Origin of the sequence: Tenacibaculum sp. MAR_2010_89 (genome assembly GCF_900105985.1) — a bacterium.
GTDB classification, from domain to species: Bacteria; Bacteroidota; Bacteroidia; order Flavobacteriales; family Flavobacteriaceae; genus Polaribacter; species Polaribacter halocynthiae.
Genome location: NZ_FNUB01000005.1, coordinates 2,311,395 through 2,336,424, shown reverse-complemented (window position 1 = coordinate 2,336,424; position 25,030 = coordinate 2,311,395). Strand labels below are relative to the sequence as shown.

The following is a 25,030-nucleotide window of genomic DNA, read 5'->3' as shown; positions in this document are numbered from 1 at the left end:
TTTAATTATTTATTGAATATTCTTCTCCTTTTTGTTTGATCATATTTAAAATTTCACGGAGATTTTTAACTGAATTCATAGGGTTTAATAGCGTAAACTTTAAATAAATATTCCCCTGTAGTTTTGTACTTGCTATTGAAGCACTACCTGATTTAAATAATGTGTTTTTGATGTATAAGTTTGTAGCATCATGCACTTTATTATCAGTTTCATTTAATACTTTATATCTAAATACAATTGTGCTTAACTCAGGTACATGAACAGTTTCAAATAGTATATCTTTCTTTATTTCATGATAAATAGTAACTGCTAAAAAATGTACTTTTTCTAAATATGAAGCTATGGTTTTTACTCCCAATGTTTTTAATGTAAACCAAACTTTTAAAGCATCAAATCTTCTTGTAGTTTGAATAGACTTCTCTATCAGGTTTGGTCGTTCAGGGTCTTTATCTTCTAGTGGGTTTAAATAATCAGCATAATATGACACATATTTAAAATGCTCTTTGTTTTTAACAAGATAAGCACTACAAGAAACAGGTTGAAACATAGTTTTATGAAAATCAATAGTTATAGAATCTACTGACTTCATATTTTCAAAATAATGTTTATGAGTATCAGTTAACACAAAACACCCACCATAAGCACCATCAGCATGCAACCACATATTATGCTCTTCTGCTATAATTGAAATTGTTTCTAACGGGTCAAAACTTCCATAATCTGTTGTACCTAAAGTAGCAACTACAGCAATTGGAATATTACCTTCTTGTTTAACTTTTTCAATTGCTAATACTAATTCATTAGCATCCATTTTCATTTCACTATCAGTTTTTATTGCGATAACTGAATCATATCCCATTCCCAATAAAGCTGCATTCTTTTTAATGCTAAAATGAGATTTTTCTGAGCAAAAAATCCTAAACTTACTTACTTCATTAAACCAACCTTGCTGTTTTAAGTTAACTCCATAATTTGCAAAAGCATAGTTATCTCTTGCCATTAATAAAGCCATAAAATTTGATTGCGTTCCTCCACTGGTAAAAATACCATCAGAGTTAATTGGCATTGAAAACTCATTACATATCCAACGAATAACTTCTTGTTCTATAAATGTTGCTGAGGTACTTTGATCCCAAGTTTCAACTGCTGTATTTATAGTTGATGCAATAGTTTCTGCTAATATTGAAGGAATAACTACAGGGCAGTTTAAATGGGCTACATAATTGGGACTATGAAATGATATTGCATTATCTATATAAAGTTCGTTAAGAGATTCTAATGCTTCTTTAAATGTATATGTTTTATCGTCAATCTTAGCATCTATTTTATGTTGCTTGATTGCTGTTATATTATCCCCTTTGTAAAAAGTTTTTCTTTTATAAAATTCTTTTAAAACATTGTTTATTGATATAGTGTATTCTTCTATTTTCCCAAATGACTCATCACTTAATATTCCTTCATAAAGTGATGAATCAACGAGTACGGGGGTTTCGTCTAGTGTCATTTATTTTTATTTAGTCTTAATAATAGTTAAGACAAAATTATGACGTTAGTAATAGTAAAAATGACGAAAGTGTGATAAAAAATGACGTGAAAAGTTATAGTGCGTTCTTATACGTACTTATAGCTCTTTCTCTAGCAAATTTATGTTCTACTATAGTATTTGGATACGTTAATTCATTGAAATCAATAATCCACTTATTAATATAAATTAACTCTTTATCAAACTTTTTTAATTGTGTTTCCGGATTGAAAACTCTAAAATAAGGTGCAGCATCACAACCAGTACCAGCAGCCCATTGCCAATTACCATTATTTGATGCTAATTCATAGTCTAATAACTTTGAAGCAAAATACGCCTCTCCCCATCTCCAATCAATTAACAAATGCTTACATAGAAAACCTGCAGTAATCATGCGAACCCTATTATGCATATAACCAGTGGCATTCAATTCTCTCATGCCTGCATCTACCATAGGATATCCAGTTTCTCCTTTACACCATTTTTCAAATTCTTCTTTATTATTCCTCCATGGAATAGCATCATATTTCGATTTAAAATTTTGAGTAACCACCTTAGGAAAATGATATAAGATTTGCATAAAAAACTCTCGCCAAATTAATTCACTTAAAAAAGTACTATTAATTTTTAAAGCATGAATAACCATTTTACGAATACTAATCTGACCAAATCTCAAATAAGGTGATAAATTAGAAGTTCCTTGTATAAAAGGATAATCTCTTACTTCTTCATAATTAGATAAGTTATCTATAGAGTATGGTTTTACTTTGATATTACTTATAGTAAAACCCAAGCTTTCAATACTTGGAAAAGTAATTTTAATTGATAAATAATTTTTATAATATTCATTGCAATCAAAATATTTAGTATTATTTTTTGTGTCGAATTTTGTTAACCATTGATTTTTATAAGGAGTATAAACAGTATAAGGAGTATTATCTTTTTTAAGAACTTCATGTTCTTCAAAGATAACTTGATCTTTATACGTATTAACTTTAATATTGTTTAGCTCTAATAAATCAGTTACTTTTTGATCTCTTTTAAGCGCATAAGGTTCATAGTCTTTATTAAAAAAAACGCTTTCAATGTCATATTCCTTTATTAATTCTTTCCAAACTAAAAATGGATCACCTTTCTTTATTTGAATAGAGCTTCCCAAAGCATTTAATTTTAGCTGAATTTCTTTTAAGGAATTATATATAAAAGTTATTCTAGCATCATCTTTAGGTAATTTATCTAAAATCTCATCATCAAAAATAAATATAGGCAATACTAATTTTTCAGCTTTCAAAGCATGATATAAAGAGGTATTATCATCGAGTCTCAAATCTCTTCGAAACCAATGAATAGAAATTTTATTGTTCATTAAATAATGTCTCTAATGTTTTAAAACGATGTTCAAAAATAGTAGTTAATTGTTTTTTAATAAATATTTTCTGAGCAATTACTCCTAAAAAACCAAAAGGTATTTTATACGATATTTTATCATTCATTACTGTTTTACCATTAGGTAATTCTTTAAACCAATGTTCATGATGCCACATTTTATAAGGACCGAAGCGCTGCTCATCAATAAAAAAATCTTGTTCTTTTACTTGTGTTATTTCAGTTACCCAATTTTGTTTTATACCTGGTAAAATTCCTACTTTATATGTAATTATTTGACCAGCATATGCTTTTTTATCTACAGATGAAGTAATTTGAAACCCCATATGTGAAGGTGTAATTTTTTCTAAGTTTTCTGGAGAACTAAAAAAATTCCATGCTTCTTTTAAACTTACATTTAAAACTTGTTCAGTTTCTAATGTATATATTCCGGAGTGCTCTTTAAATTCTAACATTTTTTACGCGGTTTTTTGCCATATTTTGTCTGGAGTTAATCTAAAGCTACCAACAAAATTAAAATTACATTCATTTGGAGTTAATATTGATAAAAAAAGATCATCTCCTTTCCTTCTATACAAATGATACTCTTTTCCTACAATAGGTTCAAAACTAAATTTTGCATTATATACAATATCATTGTATTGATATTTGTTCATCAATGATTGATATGCTTTTTTTAATTCGTCATATTCGGCTTTGAATTGATTGTTTGCCTTATAAATGTTTTGCTTTTTCCAACTTATACTATCAGTAATTTTAATAACTGGAGAAGATAGGTTTGTAGCATAAGGCTTTAAATACGCATCGTACGTATTTATTTCTTCATTGAATACAATATTATCTGGCTTTTTACTCACTATATTAAGTGTTTTTTTATTTTTGAACTTGTAGGACTTGTTGTTGAATAAAAATAATCAATAAACCTTCCATTCTCATCTATTAAATATTTTTGAAAATTCCATTTTACAGATGAATTAGATTTACCATTAAAAGATTTCTTGGTTAACCAAGTATATAAAGGATGTTGCTTTTCTCCTTTTACATTTATTTTTTCAGTCATGAGAAAACTTACTCCATAATTAAGTTCACAAAAGGATTGAATTTCTGAAGAATTTCCAGGTTCTTGACCTCCAAATTGATTACAAGGTATTCCTATAATCATTAAATTCTCTTTATGTGTATTATATAGCTCTTGTAGACCTTTATATTGATTTGTAAATCCACATTTTGATGCTACATTTACAAATAATATTTTCTTTCCTTTGTATATACCTAAATCAATAGGCTTGTTATTTATATCGTTTATTTTAATGTCATAAACCGAAGTTTTTGGTTCTAACGTTTGTGCTTTTACTGATGAACTAAAAATTGACATAATTATAAATAATTTTAAAAAAAGTTGTTGTTTTATTTGAAGCTTACTCATAGTGCGTTTTAATTTATACTAATTTTTTCTATGGTTAATTTAAATTCTTCATTTTTCTTATTTCCTATTAATACAGCTATTTCTTTTATTGTTGATTCAGAAAAATTATCAATGTTCAATTTATATCCTCTAAAAGACGCATAAAAGCTATTTAAAGGAATCACAATTTCTTCCATTTCGTTTGAAGTTTGAAACGATTGAACGTACCAATATCTTTGATATTTTCTTGATTTTATTCTAAACTGATATTTTTTTCCATCTCCTTTTACTCTTAAGATAACATTTTTAGAAGACTTTTTTAAATTTACATCTACTGATAATCGAGTCATTGCAAAACCTCCATTATTTTCAATAGAAACACTTCCTTTAAAAATACCTACACCACTATCATTAATAATCATATTAGAAGTAGATATCCCTCCCATTACGCTATCATTAGTTTGGTACCACTCATTTACTTTAATTGATTTTTTAAAATCAACAATTGTAATTTCATTATTAAATAACATAAAAGCACACAATAAAATTAATTTTTTCATAATTTAAAGCTTTAAACTTATTATACCAGCATCTATAGGAAACACTTGACCTGAAATAGATTTAGATTCATCAGACAATAAATAGTTAGCCAAAGCAGCTACTTCTTTAGGATCTAAATAATCCTTTAAAGGATGACGTTCTTTCATTGTCTCTTTTTGTTTATCATTTCTCAATAAACGAGCTGCTAAAGGTGTATCTGTAACAGTTGGAGCAATTACATTAAATCTAATTTTTGTAGCATATTCAGCAGCTAAAGATTTAGCCAAACCTTCAACTCCTGCCTTGCTAACAGCAATACTTGCATGAAAAGGCATTCCAAGTTTCGTTGCTACAGTACTAAATAGTACAACACTTGCTTGGTTACTAACTAATGATTTTTCGTATTTTTTTATAACTTTGACAGCTCCTAAAACATTAATATTAAAATCATTTTGAAAGTCTTCTATTTTAAGGCGAGTAAGTGATTTCAAGTTTATACTACCAGGACAATATACTAATCCATCAATTTTTTCAATATCTGGTAAGTCATCTGCTAAAACATCTAATGAATACTGAATCACATTATCACTAATATCAACTTTAGAACGACTCATAATTATAATATTACAAGTATTCTTCAATTTATCAACTATTGCTTTTCCAATACCTTTACTTCCTCCAACTACAAGAACTGTTTTCATCTTTAAATAATAATTTTAAATTATAATTACTCTTTTTACATTCTTCCCCTTAACCTCTTCTCTATTTTTCTTTTAATTTCTGTTATACGCTTCATTGTATCCATTAAGGTTTTATCTTTTGTTTTTTTATAGATACTATTTAATGACAAAACCAATTCCTTTGCTTTTCTAGAAGCTAATATTTTTTCATTTCTAGTTCTAAAACTTTTATAATTACTCTCAAAATTTAGAACTTCTTCCATTAAATTTAGTGTACTCATTTTATATAATTTTGTAATTCAACTATTTTTTCTTTTGTATTAAAAACTCCTCCATAAAAACAGGTAATTGTTGAGGATGAATCATCTTTTACACCTCTAGATGATACACATAAATGTTTCGCATCAATAATAACAGCTACATTTTTAGTATTTAAAATAGCCTGCAAATCTGTTGCTATTTGATTTGTTAAACGTTCTTGTACTTGAGGTCGTTTTGCATAATATTGCACTATTCTATTTAACTTAGATAGCCCAATAACTTTTCCTGAGGAAACATACGCAACATGAGCTTTACCTATTATTGGTACAAAATGATGTTCACAATTAGAATAAAATTGAATGTCTTTTTCAATTAACATCTGATTGTACCTATATTTATTCTCAAACAAGGCTATTTTAGGTTTATTTTTAGGGTTTAAACCAGAAAAAATTTCATCTATATACATTTTAGCTACTCGCTTAGGTGTTCCATTTAATGAGTCATCAGTTAAATCTAACCCCATAACATCCATTATTTGAGAAAAAAGACTAGCTATTTTTTCCTTTTTCTCATTATCAGATAATGAAAATGCATCATTTTTTAAAGGTGTATCTATTCCTGTATATAAATGATCGTCTCCTATATCTTCTATTGAAAAATCATTTAATGAATTTTTATTTATAAGGGTATTCAACAAAGTTTCTTGGTGTTTCATAAAGTTTAATTTTTAATTCCAAATCATTGGAAATTTCTTTTATTATTTCATCATATATTACTACTGCAATATTTTCTACTGTTGGGTTTTTATTTTTAAATAAAGGAACATCTAGGTTTAAATTTTTATGATCAAATGGCTCTAATACTTTCTCCTTAATAATACTTGACAATATTTTGGTGTCAATAACATACCCAGTATCTACATTAATATGACCTATAACTGTAACTTCTAAATCATAATTATGTCCATGATAATTGGGGTTATTACACTTACCAAAAACTTCTTCATTTTTTTCTTTGCTCCAATGTTTATTATGTAACCTATGCGCTGCATTAAAGTGTTCTTTCCTTGTTATCGCTATTTTATTCATTTATCTTTTTGATATCTTATTATTACTAATACTGCGTTGCCTTGAACACTTAAACCGACCTAAATCATAAGTACGCTTAGCTTCATGTTTAGTTTTCCTTCCTTGTACTCGTTTTCTCCATAATTTAAAGCTTGAAGGCTTTAAGGTTTTCCTCATTAAAACTATTACATCTTGTTCTTTTAAATTGAATTGGAATTTAATAGCATCAAATGTGGTTCTATCTTCCCAAGCCATCTCTATAATTCTATTTATATCGTTATCTAAATTGATATTCTTCACTTATTTTACTTTTTAATAAAAGTATTTTCTGAATAATACTTTTGTTTTCATTTTTACGTTTTCCTTTAGTTAGCTGTATATAACTTGAATTGGAATGAATACTAAAATAATCTCCATTAAAAATTACAAGTTTGTAATAAGGTATTACCCACGAAAATCGTTTGAGTTGTTGTGTAAAATGTACTATAATACCTTTGGGTCTTAATTCAATATTTGCATAATTAATGTCTGAAACATTATTTATTAACTTTTTAAAATTTTCACTTACAGAATAAATTATCATCCTCTTGCTACCAATTCCTTTTAATTTTATTTTTTTTATTAAAGAAAATGGAGAACCAACCAATGCGTTTATTTCATTTTCTTCACTTTTATCCGTGTATGTGGTATTAAAAACTAGCATAATTACTTAACTATATGTTTATTTAATATTCGAATACTTTCTTCTATTACATCTTTATCTTTTCTCATATTCCATATAACATCTGATGCTTTCCTTCTAGTAGATGATATATTTACTATAGGTTTTGGATAATTTACACCTAGGTTAAAATTGTATAACTTTTGCTCTAAGGTTGTTAATTTATAAGGTTCATGCCTAAACCTTACAGGTAGTTGTTCAAGTTCTGGAACCCATTTTGTAATAAATTTAGCATCTGAATCATGTTCTAAACCATTTTTTATAGGATTATAAATCCTAATAGTATTGATTCCTGTTTCACCAGCTTGCATTTGTAATTGAGGAAAATGAATTCCAGGTTCAAAGTCTAAAAATATTTTTGAAAGATATTTAGAAGCATCTTGCCATGGTTGCCATAAATTATGAATGAAAAAGGATACTAGCATTGCTCGCATTCTGAAATTTATATATCCCGTTTCTATTAAACAACGCATTGATGCATCAATAAAAGGAACTCCAGTTAATCCATTTATCCAAGCTTTTTGGTATTTTTCAGAAATTTCTTTTTTTAATTTATGAAACCCTTTATTTAAACTTTCACTTTCCATAATACATTCCATTTCAAACTTTTGAATAAAATGTGCTTGCCATCTTAGTCGTGAGGTAAATGCATCAATAGCTATTTTATTTTTTGCTTTTATTCTATACCCTTGTGCATATTGAAAAACTTCTCTAACTGATAAGTTTCCCCAAGCTATGTATGGAGAAAGTCTACTACAACTTTTTCTTGCTTCATTAGGTTTTGATATATGTTTAGAATAATTAACATAACGTTCATTAAAAAAAGAATTTAAATATTTAATCCCTGTTGATCTTCCTCCAAATTGAAATGAAGTGTTTTTATTTGTTTCTAATGATAACTTATCTAAATTCTTTTCTAAAGATTCTATTTCTTCTTGATTAACAAAATTATTTTGAGACTTTGGATTAAATAGAAACTGGTTAGATTGCATATAAGACTCCCAATCCTCTTTCCATTTAGTTCTATCAGATCTTCCTCTAAATACACCATTATTAATATTCTCTATCCAATCAATTGAATTATTCCTACAAAATCGCTTAAAAGTTTTATCTCTATTATATGTTTTTAGGATGCCTGTTTCTTGATGAGAGAAAACAGATTTTATTTTTTTTTGTGATGATAAATAACTAAAAACTGGAAGTATTTCTGATTGTACAACTAAAACTTTTGTATTTAGCTTTTCTAATTCTTTATTTATATCATAAATAGATTCTTTAATAAAGTTCCAGTGTCTTTCCGAATAATGAGGATCATTTAAAAGAATTGGTTCAAATACATATAAAAGCAACACTTTATTACCTGACTGAATTGCATTAAAAACTGCTTCATTATCATGTAATCTAAGGTCTCTTTTAAACCAAACAACTGCTATTTTTTCTTCTTTGATCATTGTTATAATACTAACCTAATCAAAGATACTATTTTTGTTTAACAAAAACAATATTTAGTTAAACAAAATAAACAATCAATAGTTATCTGGTTCATTAATTATACTCTTAGCCCTTGATTTAACTGATTCTAGAAGCTTTAAATCCATCTTGTTTAAAAGATTAAACATCATAAACATTCTTCTATTTTTTTGCAACTTTTCTTGTTTTGAAGCTAAAAAGTTCCAATACAAGCTATTAAAAGGGCATGCGTTAACAGAAGTTTTATCTTTTTTATTATAACTACAGTCTAAACAATAATTACTCATTTTATCAATATAATTCGCACTAGAAATGTAAGGTTTTGTAGCTATGATTCCTCCATCAGCATATTGACTCATCCCTCTTGTGTTTGGTAATTGTACCCATTCTATAGCATCAATATATACTCCTAAGTACCATTTATCTACTTCTTCAGGATCTACCTCTAATAATAAAGCCAAGTTTCCTAAAACCATTAATCTTTGAATATGATGTGCATATGAATTGTTTAATGAATTTTTCAAGCAATTTTTAACACAATTTATTTTAGTATTCCCTGTCCAAAAAAAATCAGGTAACTTATTTTTATGTTCAAAAAAATTAGTCTTTTTAAAATTAGGCATTAACTTCCAATACATACCTCTCATAAACTCTCTCCATCCTAAAATTTGACGAATAAAACCTTCAGCTTGTGATATACTTATAGCTTCATCATTATAATATGATGTCTCAACTTTTTTAACAACCTCCTTTGGAGTTATTAATTTTATATTTAAAGCAAATGACAACTTTGAATGATAAAGATACACTTCATTAACATGCATAGCATCTTGATAATCTCCAAATAAAGGTAGCAACTCTTTAACAAAATAATTTAGCTGCCCAATGGCCTCATCTCTATTTAACGGATAATCAAAATACCTTTCATTAATAGTACCAAATGTTTTGACTCCAGCTCTTTTAACTTCTGCTACAATTTTTGTTACATCGTGTTTTATATCATATGGTATAGGAATAAGGCTTTCTTCTTTCCACTTTTTTCTGTTACTTTTATCAAAATTCCATTTTCCTCCTACAGGTTTGTCATTTTCAATTAAAACTTGATGTTTTTTTCGCATATATTGATAAAAAGACTCCATAACAGTTTGTTTTTTATCTTTAAAAAAAAACAGTTAGCTCTTCTCTTTCTGTATAAAAATGTTCAGAAGAAAGTACAGATGTACTTATAGGTAAGCTAGAAGCTAATGTTTCTAATTCTTCATTTAACCTATACTCATCTGGATATTGGTATTCGAAATGTTTAATATCTTCCTTTTCTATTAATTGTAGTATGTTATTTTTAAAATCATGAAAGTTATTTTCATCATTTATTTTAAAGTATATCAAGCTATGTCTCTTTTCATTTAACTTAACAGAAAAATCTCTCATAGCCCCCAAAAAACCAACTATTTTTTGAATGTGATGCTTAACATAACTAGCTTCTTGCTTTGTTTCAAACATGCAATACAACACATTATCGTTTACTTCTTTAAACCAAGAATGCTTTATGTTCAGCTGATCTCCTAATATTAGTCTTAATGTTTTCAAAATACTTATTTTAACTCTTTAACCATTTTTTTCTGTATTCTCCTTCTGGATCATAAAATATTGCCTGTTTTTTTACATCAAAAGGGCTGTTTCTTAAATTATTACCAACCCCAGCTATATACATCCAGTTCCCATAATTACTATGTACATCATAATCTAGTAATAGGCTTTCAAAATATGCTACACCTATTCGCCAATCTTGTTTTAAGTCATGAATAAAAAATGAAGCTGTATTTTGTCTCCCCCTGTTACTCATCCACCCTGTTCGCTTTAATTCTAACATATTTGAATTAACAAAATCATCCGATGTATTACCTTCTACCCAATTCTTTATTACTTTATTATCTATTTTAGTATTAACTTTTTTATTTTGAATACCTTCTTTTTTGAAAATTAAATTACCATGCTTCATAGATACGTACTTAAAAAACTCTCTCCATAAAAGCTCAAAAAACAACCAATACGTAGATTCGTTAGCTATAATTTTATTTTCAAACTCTTTAATTTTCCAATAAATAAATCTTGGAGAAAGAGAGCCATTAGCCAGCCATGCAGAAAATTTAGAGCTATAATTAATACCCAATAATTGATTTCTTGTTTTTTTATAAACTGTTAAATTTTTAGTTTTAAAGAAATAATCATTTACTCTTTTAATAGCCTCATCCTCTCCACCTTCAAAGGGGAATGCTGTTTGTTTTTTATATTTAGGCTCATAATTTGTTGCTTGAAAAAACTCTAAAGTCTCCCCTAACATTACATCTATTTTATCTTGAAGAGGTATTTTATAATTCAATAGTTTAGGAACATCGCAATGTTTTTCAATTTTCTTTCTAAAGCTACTAAATGATCTAGGAAGTTCAGAAAACAAATTCATTACATCATCTACATCAAATAAAAATTGATTAAAAATTGGCTTAACAATTGTCTTTTTTGATAAATGAACTATAACTTTTTCTTCTTCATTTAATTCTTCCTGAGTCCAATTTTTTTGAAAAAATAGATTTACTATTTCAAAATGTTTATTTAATTCAAAAAAAACTTCTTTAACAGAGTTATTATAAATAAACAATGGTATATTATATTTTTTCAACTTATTTTGAATACATAATACTGTTTCTGCTAGGAATTTTAAACGGAATTTGCCAACCTTTCTATATCCGAATGCTTTGTTTAAGTTACTTTCATTATTAAATAGAAACATGCCAATTATTGGAAGTTTCTTTTTTATAGCTTCATCTAAAACTTTATTATCATGAAGTCTAAGATCATTTCTAAACCATACTAAAGTACATTTTTTGAGTTTTTTCTGCATTTTTTACTACAGTATTTAACAGTATCCCAATTTTTTTCCCATTTCTTTCTCCATGAAAAAGGTAATTTACACACTAAACATGTTTTAAAAGGAAGATGCTGTTTCTTTACGCCTTTCACTATTATTTTTTCACTAAATGATTTAACATACCCTGAAAAACAAAAGCATGAAAAGGCAAAACACTATACCAATACAACCTTCCTAATACACCTTGAGGCCTAAAAACAGCTCTTTGATACAACTTTCCTTTTACTATTTTGAACTCTAACCAAGCTTCACCAGGAAGTTTCATTTCAGCAAACAGTAGTAATCTTTTTTCTTCCTTATCAACTAAAAGAACCCTCCAAAAATCTAGTGCATCACCAGCAACTAAATCTGTTTTATGCCTTCTACCTCTTCTTAATCCAACTCCTCCAAATAACTTATCTACATATCCTCTTATTTTCCATAAGAAGTTGAATGTATACCAACCATTTTCTCCTCCAATACTCCATATTTTATCTAAAGTTTGCTTTTCATTTACTATTTCTTTACTTCTTACATCTTTAAAACAACCATACTGTGGTACATTAATATATTGCCCTAATTGTTTATTAAAAACCCCACTTATCATTGCGTCTTTCCAGCTAGATATAACTGAATTTTGGGCTACTTTAGCAAAGGCTTTATTAACTGCTTCCTTATAAGAAATAGGTTCAATTTTTATTATAGAATTAATATTAGAAGGTTTTCCTATTACCTCTACTTTCATACTGTCTACTAAAGAGCTAGCTAATTTAAATGAGGTAGACGTAACGAAATACAACCAATAAGAAGATAATTTAGGAGTTAAAACTGGTAAGGTTAAAATAAACCTTTTAAAGTTTCTAGCTTCAGCAAACTGTAGTAGCATCTGTTTATAAGTGAGTACTTCAGGTCCATAAATATCATAAGAACCATTATATAACTTCTCCTCTAACAAAGCTTTATTTAAATATGTTAAAACATCTCTTATTGCAATTGGTTGCGTTTTAGTTTTTAGCCATTTTGGAGCAACCATAACCGGTAACTTCTCTACTAAATCACGTATTATTTCAAATGAAGCACTACCACTACCTACAATAATTCCTGCTCTAAATGTTGTTAGTCCATAGTTATTAGATTTTAAAGTTTGTTCTACCTTAAAACGAGACTGTAAATGCTTTGACAATGATTCATCATTAACAATACCGCTTAAATAAATTACTTGCTTACAAATAGTTTTTTCTATTATAGATTTAAAATTTATAGCACATGTATATTCTAACTCTTCAAACTTCTCACTACTTGTAGACATAGAGTGTATTAAATAATATGCTACATCAATATCCATAGGAACGCTAACAGCTTCTACATTTAAAAAATCTATTTTAAGAAATTCTATTTGCTTTTTATTCTTTAAATCCTCTGGAATTCTAGTTAAATCGCGAACACAACAAACTAAACTGTGATTATTTTCTAGTAAACTAGGAATTAAACGTTTTGCTATGTAACCTGTAGTGCCTGTAATAAGTATTTTCATATATATTATTTTTAGGCAATTACAGAAAAACCTTAGTTTTTAGGTCTTTGATAACTTAGCCTTGTTTTTATTTTTGGAACTGTATAAGCATCCAATCCATTAATTGCTGCAATATTACCTTCTAATAAATCGATAAAACCATCTTCTTTTATTAGCGAATCATTAATATGCAAATCGATAATTTCTCCTAAAACTAGTATTGTACCATTTGCTTTTATATAATACTCATCTATATATTTTAATCCAATTTTAATTGGACAGCCTTCAACAAAAGGAGCATAAAAATCATTCAAATACTCTTCTTTTAAATTAGTTTTATCGAATTCAGATATTTCTGATGAATATTTAGCAGAAGTATGATGTGCATCTTCAATAATATCATGATGAATATGATTTATTGTAAAATAACCTGTTTCTTTAATATTATCATATGTATTTCGCCTAACAGAAGTAGGTCTAACCACGAAACCTAGTATTGGTGGGGCTGAACCGTAATGAACTACTGAACTAAAAACTGCAACATTAGTTATATTTTTTGTTGATTTAGTACCGATTAGATTCGCTGATTTAAAACCAGAAACACCATTAATTAAGTTAATTTTATACAAATGCTCTAAACTATCAATATAAGCCCTTGTTAAATACATTTATAAACTTTTAAAGTTATTAATTTGAATATGGTTCGCTTTTAAATCATGCATTAAATTATACAATCCAAAAAATGTTCTGTTTATATATATAAAATGCTTTGAACCTCTATTACCATTCATTTTTTTTAATTCAGTGCTTTTAGCATATTTCTGACCTAACTCAGCTATTCTATTAAAAAAAACGTCATCTGAAAAATCAAATACCTCTTCATGAAAAGGTTGGGTAAAAAGAGATAACATTTCATAAAATAATGATTTAAAAAATTTCTTTTCTTCATCAGTATCATCATCTCTTAAAATTTCAAGCTCATATAACTTACTTTCAAAAAACTCAGAGTTTTCTATATTCTCTTTTTGAGCTAATTCAAAATAGGGTACATAAAAACTATCAGGAACCTCTTTCATACACCCAAAATCAATTACTATCAATTCATTTTTTTCTGAAACTAAAAAATTACCTGGATGTGGATCTGCATGTACTTTTTTTAAAACATGCATTTGATACATATAAAAATCCCACAAAGCTTGTCCTATTTTATTTAAAACTTCAACAGAATTATTTTTTGAAGTAAATTCAGATAAATGAACTCCTTCCATCCAATCCATAGTTAAAATTTTCTCTGAGGAATATTCAGAATAGTAATTTGGAAATTTCAAATTTGGTATATTCTTACACTGTTCAGCAATTTCTTTGCTTTGTTTAAGCTCTAATACATAATTAGTCTCTTCAGTTAATTTATTTTCAACCTCTTTAAAATACTCATCTGAACCTTCCCCTTTTATGTTAAACATTTTAATAGCTATTGGCTTCACCATTGCTAAATCAGAAGAAATACTTTCAGCCACTCCAGGATATTGAATTTTAACTGCCAAATTCTTACTTCCTTTAGTTGCTTTATGAACCTGCCCTATACTAGCTGCATTCACTGATTTAGCAGTAAACGTATCAAAAACTTCTAAAGGTGATTTTTTAAAATAATTTTTAAAGGTTTTCACAACTAAAGGAGGCGATAATGGAGGAACAGAAAATTGCGATAACGAAAATTTTTCTACATAAGCACTTGGTAAAATGTTTTTTTCCATGCTTAACATTTGTGCTACTTTTAAAGCTGATCCTTTTAAGGTTTTTAATCCATCATAAATATCAGTTGCATTAGCTTCATTTAAATTTTCCTTAGCCTCCTCTTCTGATTTTACTATCTTCTCTCCATAGTATTTAGCATAATTAACTCCTACTTTTAATCCAGTAGTAATTAATTTAGAAGCACGTTGAATTTTTGATGTTGGAATGTTATCTATACTTTTCATACTGTAGGCATTTTTTCTTTCCACAAAAATTTAGCAAAATCAAACACACTTTGAACAGGTGTTATATCTCTTAAATCAAAACTTGCTTTCACTGATTTTTCAATAAAAATATCTGTTTTTTCAAAATTTTCTGACTCATCATCTAGCCAAAATTGGATTGTAAATAGTAAATGCATCCATGAAGCTTCTAAAAACCCTTTGTCTTGAATTTTATTTGCTGTTTTATTTTTAAAATCAATTTTATCTGTGTGAATTTCTGCTGAAATATATTCTTGAAACTCTAATCTTAATTTTGATAATAATTTTAAAGATTCTAATTTATTCTTGTTTTGTTTCAACTTTAAAGTTACATAGGACCTATTAGCTGATAACAATTCAAAAAATGTATAGTAAAAACTTAATAATTTACTTTTAGAATCATACATTTTGTAATCATCATTTTTTAATAATAATTCAACCGTTTTACTACAAAAAATTGCAAAAACTTTTTTCTCAAGAGTTTCAAAACTATTGAAGTGTCTATAGAATTCACTTTCTTCAAAATTATTATTCTTTGAAAAAGCATATATTGTACTTGAAGTATTTGTTCCCATTAATACTTCATCCATATATAATTCTATTATTTTATCTGCTGTTATATTTTTTTTTCGAGCCATTGTTATTTATTTTAATTGTTTAAAACTATATAAGCATTTAAACTAGTTGCGATAGTCATCCAAACCAAATAAGGTACTATTAATAGTGTATAAACTCCTAAGGTTTTTATGTATTTAAAAGTAAAATAACCTATTAATAACCATAAAATCATTATTACTACAAGTCCTAATATAGTTTGATGATTATTAAAGAAAGATAAGTTCCAACTTACATTCAATATCCACTGAACAGTATACAATACAATCAATTCTTTATTAAAAAAATTAAACTTAAAGCTCAATTTAGTCATGTAGAAAGAAAAGAAGAACATAATTGATGACCAAGCAACTCCAAACACCCAACCTGGTGGGGTCCATGGAGCTTTATTTAGCGAAAGGTACCATTCAGCTCTAGGTCCATTTTCCATTAATATTACACCTATATATAACGCTAAATAATTAACAATTAAAAAAACAACAAAGCGTACAAGAGGTTTATTTTTCATGCTCCCTTTTTTTAAATAATTAAACAATAATTGTATTGAAAATAGTAAATTAAAAGCGTAAAACACATCCTCAAATGGAATAGTAAATATTCTAAAATTTAAATTTTCAGTATTATCATACCATACTACTGGTTCATCAATAAAACTTCCTGTTAAAATTCCATTAATTAATAAAAATGGAATCATTATTACTATAAAACTTGGCAAATAATTAGCTAAAACATGTAAATGATTCTTAATACTATAAATTAATAATAGTATGAAAAATATAAAGTTTACAGTTGTATACCATTTACCAAAATTAAAAATTAATAAAAAACACACTAATACCAATAGCAAAGTTGAAACTATAATTGTTGTTCCTTTTGATAACTTAAAGTTTGGTAAATAGAATTTTAAAACTTCATGAGTAAATAAGCAGGCATAAGGAATACAGAAAAAAAACATACATTCTTCAAGTGGCATTCCTAGAATATCAATTGATAAATGATAATCTGGATTAAACCCCCAAACTCTATAGTAAGTAAAAATACCATCCCATATTAAAAATGGTATCGCTACCAAAATAATACTTAATACAACTGCTTTAAAATATTGAATAAAGTGAAATTCTTTTTCAAAAAAACTATACAGTAAAGGAATACTTAAACTCCCTAAATTTAATATGAGATATAAGTAATTGTTCATTGCTACTGTCTTTTTTTGAAATATTTAAAAGGAACAAACAACATTCCAAAACATTCTCCATCTGGTTTTCCTAAATGTTTATGATGAATTTTATGTGCTTTCCTTAAACCTCTTAAATATCTATTACTTGTGTTTTTAAACCAATTAAATCTACGATGAATAAGAACATCATGAATTAAAAAGTAAGCTAAGCCATAAAGCAAAATACCTAAACCAATAAAAAACAAGGAGTTTAATTCAGGCCTAATCCCAAAATAAAAAAGTAAAATACTTGGTACAGCAAAAACTACAAAAAAAGCATCATTTTTTTCAAAAACATGAGGATATCCTGGTTGATGATGATCTTCATGTAAAAACCATCCAAATCCATGCATCACATATTTATGTGTACACCAAGTAACACCTTCCATAATTATAAAAGTTCCTATTGTTACAACTGCAAATGTGATCATAAAGATGTATTCTTTTTTATATAAAAATCTAAATAGTCTGAAGTATCTTTTATTTTCATAATATTACTTAAGAACAATTTATCTTCTGTTATGTTTGATTTATAATTTAGTAACGAAGGAACATTCTCTTGAATAACTAATCGTATGTACCTTAAATCTACATTATCAGGGTTATCCCTAATTAATCCTTCTAATTTATTTTTTCCCTTATTAAAAATTGATAATTTTTTCCAAGGGAAAAATTTATATTTAGCTTGCTTCATTTCTAGAGAAACGACATAAGCAATAATATTTATTTTAGAACTGTTTTTGTATTTATTTATAAACTCAACTTCTTGCTTTTTAGTTGTTGCTTTATGATATGATTGAACATAATCAGGAATGCTATTAAAAATTAACACATTAAAAAATAAAAAGGTAAACAACCACTTCATTTATAATAAATTTAATTTATACCTAGCATACCCTCTCATAAGTAAGCTAATTTTCAAGCTATTTGAAATTCGTATTCTTGTATCCATTATTTGAGAAGAAGGGACAGACTTAAGTTTTTTTAATAATCTTCTATAATATCTATAAGCAATATATACTCCAAATTTAGCTTCAACTGGTAATTTTAAAACTCCGTTTTTATAAGCAAACTCAAAATCATCTTCAATTTCATTTATAATTTGTTCTTTTGAGGCCTTATCTAACTGTTTTAAATCGATATTTGGGAAATAAGATCTATTTAATAATTCAATATCATCTTTTAAATCACGTAAAAAATTAACTTTTTGAAAAGCTGAACCTAATCTCATTGCAGCTTTTTTTAATTCTTCATATTTCTCATTATCACCTTTAACAAAAACTCGTAAACACATTAAACCAACTACGTCAGCAGAACCATATATATATTCATTATATTCTTCTTGAGTAGTATATTCCGTTTTAAATAAATCTGCTTTCATGCTTTTTAAAAATGCTTGAATTAATTCATCTTCTATATGATATTTATTTACAGTTTGTATAAAAGAATTCAAAATAGGATTTAAACTAATTCCCTGATGCTTGCCTAAATAATAATTTTTTTCAAACTGATACATCAATGCTTCTTTATCATATTCATGAAATGTATCAACTATTTCATCTGCAAATCTTACAAATCCATAAATATTATATACTGCAGCTCTAATTTCGGGGGCTAACATTCTTGTTGCTAAAGAAAAAGAAGTACTGTATTTTTTAGTTACTAATTTACTGCAATTGTAGGATACTTGATCAAATAATTGTTTCATTATTTACGTGTTTTTAAAATTAGTTCTGAAGCTACTTTACCCGAAATTAAAGACGGTGGTACACCCGGTCCTGGAACCGTTAATTGTCCTGTAAAATATAGGTTGTTTACCTTATTACTTTTGATTTTAGGTCTTAAAAAAGCAGTTTGTGTTAGAATATTAGCTAATCCATAAGCGTTTCCTTTGTAAGAATTGTAATCTTTTATAAAATCATTTACACAATAACTTTCTTTAAATAAAATAGAATCTCTTACTTTTTGACCTGTTAATTTTTCTAGCCTTTCTATAACAATATTAAAATACTTTTCCCTTATTTTAGGAGTATCTTCTATACCTGGCGCCAAAGGAATTAAAATTGTTCCTGCTTCTTTATTTTCAGGAGCAAATGAATCATCAGTTATTGATGGAAAACTTGCATAAAATAGAGGTTTTTCTGGCCAACTAGGATTGTCATAAATTGTTTTTGCATGTTCATCAAAGTCTGTATCAAAAAACAACGTGTGATGACATACATTTTTTAATTTTTTATCAAACCCAATATAAAACAATAAAGATGATGGTGCAAATGTTTTATTTGACCAATACTTTTCTGAATATTGCCTAAACTTAGTTGGTAATAGTGTTTCAGTATGGTGATAGTCAGCACCACTTAAAATTAAATTTGTTTCAACTCTTTCCCCATTTACCTGCATTCCTGAAACTTTATTACTTTCATCTACTTCAATAGAATTTATTGTAGCATTAGTTTTAAACTGAACTCCTAAATCTTTTGCCAATTTAGACATTCCTTCAATTACCTTATACATTCCTCCGACCGGATGCCATGTACCTAAAGAAAAATCAGCATAATTCATGAAATTATAAAATGCAGGTGTATTACTAGGTTTTGCACCTAAAAACAATACAGGAAACTCTAGTATCTGAATTAATTTTTCACTTTTTATTTTCTTTCTAACTTGCTTTCGTATCGTAGAAAAAAACTGACTTAATCTGACTGCTGTTTTAAATGAAATCAACTCTAACGGTGAAACCCCTGGCTTATATACCATATCTTTCACAGCTATATCATAATTATCTTCGGCAGATTTCATAAACTTAATTAAGTGTTTAGAACTGCCTTTTTCTTCTTTTTCGAAAACATCACATATTTCTTGAAAATTGTCGGGAATAACAATACTATCGTTTTTACCAAAATAAACTTGGTAAGCTGGCGATAATTTTTCTAACTTGTAATAATCAGAGGGTTTCTTACCAAAATCAGCAAAAAACTTTTCAAATACATCTGGCATCCAGTACCATGTTGGTCCGATATCAAATGTAAACCCATCATTTAAATACTGTCTTGCTCTACCACCAATAGTTTTATTTTTCTCATAAACTACAACTTCATAACCATACTTAGCTAAATAGCATGCTGCAGACAATGATGAAAAACCTGATCCTATTATTGATATTTTATTTTCTTGTTTAATCATATCAACACAAAGTTAAACAAAATTAATTTATATATAGAATTTAAAGTGTCATTTTTTTGTTAAAACAATAACAACTTAACAAATTAGAGACTTAATAACTATATTTTCTCTAATACTTTTATAACCGAAGGATAAACCTTTATATTCGAATTGAATAGTTCATTTTCAACTAACATGGCTTTATTACCAATACCTATGAATTTATGGTTAGTTGTACTCAGTATTTCATCTATTTCTTTAAAATAACCTTTTATTTTATCTTCGTAAGGCTTTACAGTCATTGAAGAAACAAAACACATTTTGGTATCACTATCAAAAAAGTAACTTAAATTATTCAATGGTAAACTTTGTCCTAAATAGATAGTTCTGTAGCCCCTTAATACCAATTCATAATTTAAGTACAAAAGCCCTATCTCATGTATTTCACCATCAGGAAGGAATAAAACATACGTAAGATCTTCTTTAGTGGTTATGTACTCTAAATTTTCAGTATTAAGTTGTATTTTTTGAATTATTAAATTAGATATAAAATGCTCATGAGCTGGAAGTAAAGTATCTGTTTGCCATAATAAACCAATATTTTCAAGAAAAGGAACAAATACATCTTTAAAGATTTGCCTAAATGTTTTTTTATGTAAAAGCTTGTTATATGTATTATTAAACAATACTTTATCAAATTGAAACATTGATATTTTAAAAGAATTTATAGCTTCATCTCCTACAGCATAATTAAAAGATAATTCACGAGCAGTCACTTTTACTTGCTCATCAGACATTTCTGCAATTTTTGATATCTTATACTTATGCTTATTTAATAAGGCTACATTTAATAACTTTAAAAGGCTTTCTGAAGAATAATAACGAATGTTGGTGTCCGTTCTTTTAGGCTGAAATAAATTATATCTTTTTTCCCATATCCTAATAGTATGTGCCTTGATTCCAGAAATATTTTCTAGATCTTTAATTGTGAATATGGTTTTTATATTGTTCAATATATTTTTATTTTCTTTAAACAAAGATAGCTTTGTTTTTTTAAAATAAAAATTTATTTGATAAAAATTCTCAAAACTAGGTTTGGAGTCATACCTAAAGATAGCTGCTCACTTTGTTGAATACTATATTTTGTACCATCCCAAACACTACTATAACTTCTCCTCAAGTAGTTTGTTCTGTCGTATAAATTTAATAATGAAATCCCTATTTTTCCTTTCCACTTTTTATTTTTATCAAAATTAAAAGAATAACTGGATGATAAATCCATTTTATGGTAAGCTGGCAGTCTTTTTGAATTAAGATCTCCTAAGACAAGATTTCCATTATTTTCAATTCTTTCAACTGGTGAATAAGGTGTTCCTGTTTTCCAAATCCAGGCTAATGAAAAACTAAAGTTACCTAAATTCAAATTATGTGCCCACAAAAAACTATTGGTTGTATCAAAATTTGTAGAGAAAAATTTCCCATTATTAACTTCATCAAAAATATACCTAGATTTACTGTAACTAAAGTTCACCCAAGTATTATAATTATTAATAGATTTTTTTAACAATACATCAACTCCATCAACCTTACTCGTACCTTGATAAAAACCTCTAATATTTCCTTCAGTAGCCTTTGTAGCTGAAGTTACTCCTTTACTATACTTTCTGTAATAATCTATGTCAAATGTTAATCCATTAGCTTTATATATAGCACCGAAAGTATATTGTTTATTTCTTAAAATTGGTAACTCTTCATTATCAATCAGTAACCAAACTTCATTTTCTAAACCAAAATCTGAAGTATGAACTTCTAACAACCTTCCTATATTTTGCTGTTTGAACTCAAAAGAAGTTTTAAATGATAAATTAGGTAATAATTGTTGTTGAAAATAGATTCTAGGTGCAAAATAAACTTTATCAGAAAGTGTAAAATAGTTTGTTCTAACTCCTACGTTTACAATTGTTTTTTTATAATTATTAAATCCATAATTAAAAAACCAAGCATGGGAATTATTATTTCCAGAGTCAGCTATTTTATATTTTGTACTTGAAATTGTAGATTTAACTCCTCTTTCAATACTGTAACTTACACTATTATTTGAAAATTCATAACCTGTTAGAAAAGACGATTTTTCATTTAATTTTTTCTCAAAAACACTTTTAAATCCTAAATCTTTAATGATATTACTTTTCAGCGCCTTTTGCGTGTATGGACTACCATAGTCAAATGACCCATTGTATTCATAATTCAAATCATAAGTTGATGAATAAAAATTTGTTCTTAAAATAGAATTATTTCCTAGTTTACGTTCCCACATAGTTCTAATTCCAGTATTCTTTATTTGTAAATCATCTTCTGTTATATACCTATTAGAGTTTTTAGTATTAAAAACATAGTTTAATTTATTCCTAACTAATAAATAATTAAATGTAATAATATCTTTAGAAGAAGGTTTATAAGTAAGTTTGGAATTAACATCAAAAAAATAAAAATCATTTTTACTATCATATAATTCTGTCCCAACACTTTCGTTTCTTGATATAATTGAGTTTTGAAAAACTTTTTTTGATAATCTATTAAACGTATTTGTTTTGAAAACGTCAGTAAAAGATCTTCTTCCTGATAAAGAAATTCCAATTTTTTTTGAAATAGGTATATTCATAAACGCATCAAAATGTGTCATATTTACACCAAACCCTCCATTAAAACTTTTAGGTATTTCTTTATTTGTTTCTATATCAATTACACCAGAAGTATGATTACCATATTCAGCACTAGCTCCACTTTTAAAAACTTTAACCTTATCAACAATATAAGGATTAAATGCAGATATCATTCCAAAGAAATGTGATGAGTTATACATTTTAATACCATCAAAAAGTATTAAATTCTGTTCAGGAGTACCTCCTCTTATAAACAAACCTGAAGCAGTTTCATCAGGGCTGTTAATTCCTGGTAATAATTGTACACTTTGTAATATATCGGGTTCAGTTAATCCAGAAACTGTACCTAATTTTTTAGGAGAAATTACTAAAGATCCATCAGTTTTTTTATCAATACCTCCAACCATGTAGTCGGAAACTAAAACTTCTTCTAATAAAGTAGTAGATTCACTCAATATTAATGATAATTGTTCAGAAGTCAATTCTTCATTGACTATTAATGTTTTAGTATCATAACCTATAAAGGACACTTCAATTTTATCACCTTCAATAAGGTTAGATAGTTTAAAAAAGCCATTTTCATTAGATATCACACCTTTGTTTCTACGTAACGAAACAACACTAGCTCCTTGAATTGGCTTTTTATCTTTTTTATCAAAAATATTTCCACTAATCTGATATAATTTTCCTGATTTTGAAACAGTAATGTATCTTTCTGTTATTTTTTCAAACCTTAATTTAAAATTAATGGCTATTTTATCAAGAACTTTGTTTAGAGGTAGTTTAATAAATGAGTTTTCTACAAACTTATTTTTAATGAGTTTATCATTGTAGGAGAATTTTATTTCATGTTTTTTTTCTAAAACAACAAAAAGGTCTCTTAATTGTATAGAGTCCTTTTGTTTATTTTTTTGAGCATGTAAAGAATTTATTGCCCAAAAAAAAGGTAATATTAATAAAACATGAAATTTAAAATTCATTTACTTTTTAACTAATGTAACCATTTTTGTATCTGTAAAGATAACTCCTATTTTCATAGGTTCAAAAACAGTTTTTAAAGCAACTTTTAAATTGTCATGGGTATAACTTCCAGTAAACTTTTGAGTTAGGTCTATATCAGAAGTTTTTATTTTAATATGATATTGATTTTCAATAGATAAAACTATAAATTTCAAGGCTATACTTTTAAATGAAGTTTCTCCATTTTTCCATGTAGGTTCTTCTTGATCTATATTCCATTTTTCTTCTAGACCATTATTAAAATTCCTTACTGCTTTACCTTTTGTTAAAATATTATTAGCCTTTCCAGAGTTTACTCTTACTTTACCTTCAAAACAATGGACTTCAATATATTCCTTGTTTGATTGAACATTGAATTGAGTACCTAGTACTTTAACCTCACCTAAATCGGTAACTACTTTAAAGGTTTCTCCTTTTTTCACTTTAAAATGTGCTTCACCTTTCAAAAATAGTTCTCTAGAGCTCTCCCAATCTCTTTTTTTGAAACTAATTGATGATTTTGAATTTAAAAGCACTTCAGAACTATCTGGTAATATTATTGCTAACTGTTCACCATAACCAGTTTCATGGCTCGTAGAACTATTAAAAAAATATAAAGCACTAAATATAATTAAAACTGACGCTGCTGCTGATAACCAATTTAGTTTATAAACCTTAGACTTTCTTTTTTCTGTACTTAACAAAGCACTTGTACTTTCTTTTATACCTTCAAATACCTTTTCTTTTTCAAATATAGGTTCTTCAAACTCTGACGATACATTCATTATTTTTTCATACAAAGCATAATCAGAAGTCTTTTTAAAATCTTCTAATTCATTTTTTGTAAGCTGATTATTTAACCACTTAGCTAAAAAATCATCATCTATCTTTTTATTCATTTTCTGCCT

29 protein-coding genes are annotated in these 25,030 nt (G+C 27.1%); all 29 read right to left on the bottom strand.

Features of this window, described 5'->3' with window-relative positions; genetic code table 11:
- Window position 1: 1 nt before the first annotated feature.
- The 29 genes from BLV71_RS13725 to BLV71_RS13585 all read right to left on the bottom strand — a co-directional run bounded on the left by BLV71_RS13725 (window position 2) and on the right by BLV71_RS13585 (window position 25,021).
- Window positions 2-1,504, bottom strand: coding sequence for a pyridoxal phosphate-dependent decarboxylase family protein (locus tag BLV71_RS13725; protein ID WP_093871096.1), 1,503 nt, complete (start codon window positions 1,502-1,504; stop codon window positions 2-4).
- Between the two features lie 94 nt (window positions 1,505-1,598).
- The gene (locus BLV71_RS13720) at window positions 1,599-2,888 is read right to left on the bottom strand and encodes a cryptochrome/photolyase family protein (RefSeq protein WP_093871095.1); all 1,290 of its coding nucleotides are present in this window, start codon (window positions 2,886-2,888) and stop codon (window positions 1,599-1,601) included.
- Complete coding sequence (locus tag BLV71_RS13715) at window positions 2,878-3,363, bottom strand: SRPBCC family protein (protein WP_093871094.1); 486 nt, start codon at window positions 3,361-3,363, stop codon at window positions 2,878-2,880. The genes BLV71_RS13720 and BLV71_RS13715 overlap by 11 nt, the downstream gene beginning before the upstream one ends.
- Before the next feature lie 3 nt (window positions 3,364-3,366).
- The gene (locus BLV71_RS13710; RefSeq protein WP_369813920.1) at window positions 3,367-3,765 is read right to left on the bottom strand and encodes a DUF2452 domain-containing protein; all 399 of its coding nucleotides are present in this window, start codon (window positions 3,763-3,765) and stop codon (window positions 3,367-3,369) included.
- Window positions 3,765-4,283, bottom strand: a complete 519-nt coding sequence (locus BLV71_RS13705) for a glutathione peroxidase (protein WP_093872041.1) — start codon at window positions 4,281-4,283, stop codon at window positions 3,765-3,767. The genes BLV71_RS13710 and BLV71_RS13705 overlap by 1 nt, the downstream gene beginning before the upstream one ends.
- A gap of 59 nt (window positions 4,284-4,342) precedes the next feature.
- On the bottom strand, window positions 4,343-4,873 hold the full coding sequence (locus BLV71_RS13700) for a CIA30 family protein (protein ID WP_255405202.1): 531 nt from the start codon (window positions 4,871-4,873) through the stop codon (window positions 4,343-4,345).
- 3 nt (window positions 4,874-4,876) lie between these two features.
- Window positions 4,877-5,554 carry an SDR family NAD(P)-dependent oxidoreductase gene (locus tag BLV71_RS13695; protein WP_093871092.1) on the bottom strand — a complete coding sequence of 226 codons (678 nt, stop codon included), beginning with the start codon at window positions 5,552-5,554 and terminating at the stop codon, window positions 4,877-4,879.
- Window positions 5,555-5,589: 35 nt separating this feature from the next.
- Window positions 5,590-5,814, bottom strand: coding sequence for a hypothetical protein (locus BLV71_RS13690; protein ID WP_093871091.1), 225 nt, complete (start codon window positions 5,812-5,814; stop codon window positions 5,590-5,592).
- Window positions 5,811-6,509, bottom strand: coding sequence for a GTP cyclohydrolase I FolE (gene folE, locus BLV71_RS13685; RefSeq protein ID WP_093871090.1), 699 nt, complete (start codon window positions 6,507-6,509; stop codon window positions 5,811-5,813). The genes BLV71_RS13690 and folE overlap by 4 nt, the downstream gene beginning before the upstream one ends.
- The gene (locus BLV71_RS13680; RefSeq protein ID WP_093871089.1) at window positions 6,469-6,882 is read right to left on the bottom strand and encodes a 6-pyruvoyl trahydropterin synthase family protein; all 414 of its coding nucleotides are present in this window, start codon (window positions 6,880-6,882) and stop codon (window positions 6,469-6,471) included. Before BLV71_RS13680 ends, folE begins: the two co-directional genes overlap by 41 nt.
- Window positions 6,883-7,161, bottom strand: coding sequence for a TIGR03643 family protein (locus tag BLV71_RS13675; protein ID WP_255405201.1), 279 nt, complete (start codon window positions 7,159-7,161; stop codon window positions 6,883-6,885).
- Window positions 7,139-7,564, bottom strand: a complete 426-nt coding sequence (locus tag BLV71_RS13670; RefSeq protein WP_093871088.1) for a hypothetical protein — start codon at window positions 7,562-7,564, stop codon at window positions 7,139-7,141. The genes BLV71_RS13675 and BLV71_RS13670 overlap by 23 nt, the downstream gene beginning before the upstream one ends.
- 2 nt (window positions 7,565-7,566) lie before the next feature.
- Window positions 7,567-9,033, bottom strand: coding sequence for a cryptochrome/deoxyribodipyrimidine photo-lyase family protein (locus BLV71_RS13665; protein ID WP_093871087.1), 1,467 nt, complete (start codon window positions 9,031-9,033; stop codon window positions 7,567-7,569).
- Window positions 9,034-9,108: 75 nt separating this feature from the next.
- Window positions 9,109-10,191, bottom strand: coding sequence for a cryptochrome/photolyase family protein (locus BLV71_RS13660; RefSeq protein WP_369813919.1), 1,083 nt, complete (start codon window positions 10,189-10,191; stop codon window positions 9,109-9,111).
- Window positions 10,192-10,210: 19 nt separating this feature from the next.
- Entirely contained in the window at window positions 10,211-10,639 is a 429-nt protein-coding gene (locus BLV71_RS19055) for a cryptochrome/photolyase family protein (RefSeq protein WP_369813918.1), read from the bottom strand.
- Between the two features lie 10 nt (window positions 10,640-10,649).
- Complete coding sequence (locus BLV71_RS13655) at window positions 10,650-11,951, bottom strand: DASH family cryptochrome (protein ID WP_093871086.1); 1,302 nt, start codon at window positions 11,949-11,951, stop codon at window positions 10,650-10,652.
- A complete protein-coding gene (locus BLV71_RS13650; protein WP_093871085.1) occupies window positions 11,921-12,070 on the bottom strand; it encodes a DUF2256 domain-containing protein in 150 nt (49 codons plus the stop codon). Before BLV71_RS13650 ends, BLV71_RS13655 begins: the two co-directional genes overlap by 31 nt.
- A 2-nt stretch (window positions 12,071-12,072) precedes the next feature.
- Window positions 12,073-13,491, bottom strand: a complete 1,419-nt coding sequence (locus BLV71_RS13645) for an SDR family oxidoreductase (protein WP_093871084.1) — start codon at window positions 13,489-13,491, stop codon at window positions 12,073-12,075.
- 32 nt (window positions 13,492-13,523) lie between these two features.
- Entirely contained in the window at window positions 13,524-14,138 is a 615-nt protein-coding gene (locus BLV71_RS13640) for a flavin reductase family protein (RefSeq protein WP_093871083.1), read from the bottom strand.
- Complete coding sequence (locus tag BLV71_RS13635; RefSeq protein ID WP_093871082.1) at window positions 14,139-15,449, bottom strand: ABC1 kinase family protein; 1,311 nt, start codon at window positions 15,447-15,449, stop codon at window positions 14,139-14,141.
- Complete coding sequence (locus BLV71_RS13630) at window positions 15,446-16,105, bottom strand: TetR family transcriptional regulator C-terminal domain-containing protein (protein WP_093871081.1); 660 nt, start codon at window positions 16,103-16,105, stop codon at window positions 15,446-15,448. Before BLV71_RS13630 ends, BLV71_RS13635 begins: the two co-directional genes overlap by 4 nt.
- An 11-nt stretch (window positions 16,106-16,116) precedes the next feature.
- Window positions 16,117-17,277 carry a lycopene cyclase domain-containing protein gene (locus BLV71_RS19050; protein WP_369813917.1) on the bottom strand — a complete coding sequence of 387 codons (1,161 nt, stop codon included), beginning with the start codon at window positions 17,275-17,277 and terminating at the stop codon, window positions 16,117-16,119.
- A 2-nt stretch (window positions 17,278-17,279) separates the two neighbouring features.
- Window positions 17,280-17,729: a sterol desaturase family protein gene (locus tag BLV71_RS13615; protein ID WP_176974406.1), complete on the bottom strand. Its 450-nt coding sequence runs from the start codon at window positions 17,727-17,729 to the stop codon at window positions 17,280-17,282.
- Window positions 17,726-18,163 (bottom strand): hypothetical protein, encoded by a 438-nt coding sequence (locus BLV71_RS13610; RefSeq protein ID WP_093871080.1) that lies wholly within the window; start codon window positions 18,161-18,163, stop codon window positions 17,726-17,728. The genes BLV71_RS13615 and BLV71_RS13610 overlap by 4 nt, the downstream gene beginning before the upstream one ends.
- Window positions 18,164-19,006 (bottom strand): phytoene/squalene synthase family protein, encoded by an 843-nt coding sequence (locus tag BLV71_RS13605; RefSeq protein WP_093871079.1) that lies wholly within the window; start codon window positions 19,004-19,006, stop codon window positions 18,164-18,166. It abuts the gene before it with no gap.
- The gene (locus BLV71_RS13600) at window positions 19,006-20,481 is read right to left on the bottom strand and encodes a phytoene desaturase family protein (RefSeq protein WP_093871078.1); all 1,476 of its coding nucleotides are present in this window, start codon (window positions 20,479-20,481) and stop codon (window positions 19,006-19,008) included. The genes BLV71_RS13605 and BLV71_RS13600 overlap by 1 nt, the downstream gene beginning before the upstream one ends.
- Before the next feature lie 98 nt (window positions 20,482-20,579).
- On the bottom strand, window positions 20,580-21,473 hold the full coding sequence (locus BLV71_RS13595) for a MerR family transcriptional regulator (RefSeq protein ID WP_093872036.1): 894 nt from the start codon (window positions 21,471-21,473) through the stop codon (window positions 20,580-20,582).
- 53 nt (window positions 21,474-21,526) lie between these two features.
- Window positions 21,527-24,103, bottom strand: a complete 2,577-nt coding sequence (locus BLV71_RS13590) for a TonB-dependent receptor (RefSeq protein WP_093871077.1) — start codon at window positions 24,101-24,103, stop codon at window positions 21,527-21,529.
- Complete coding sequence (locus BLV71_RS13585) at window positions 24,104-25,021, bottom strand: FecR family protein (RefSeq protein WP_093871076.1); 918 nt, start codon at window positions 25,019-25,021, stop codon at window positions 24,104-24,106. It abuts the gene before it with no gap.
- Window positions 25,022-25,030: the final 9 nt, after the last annotated feature.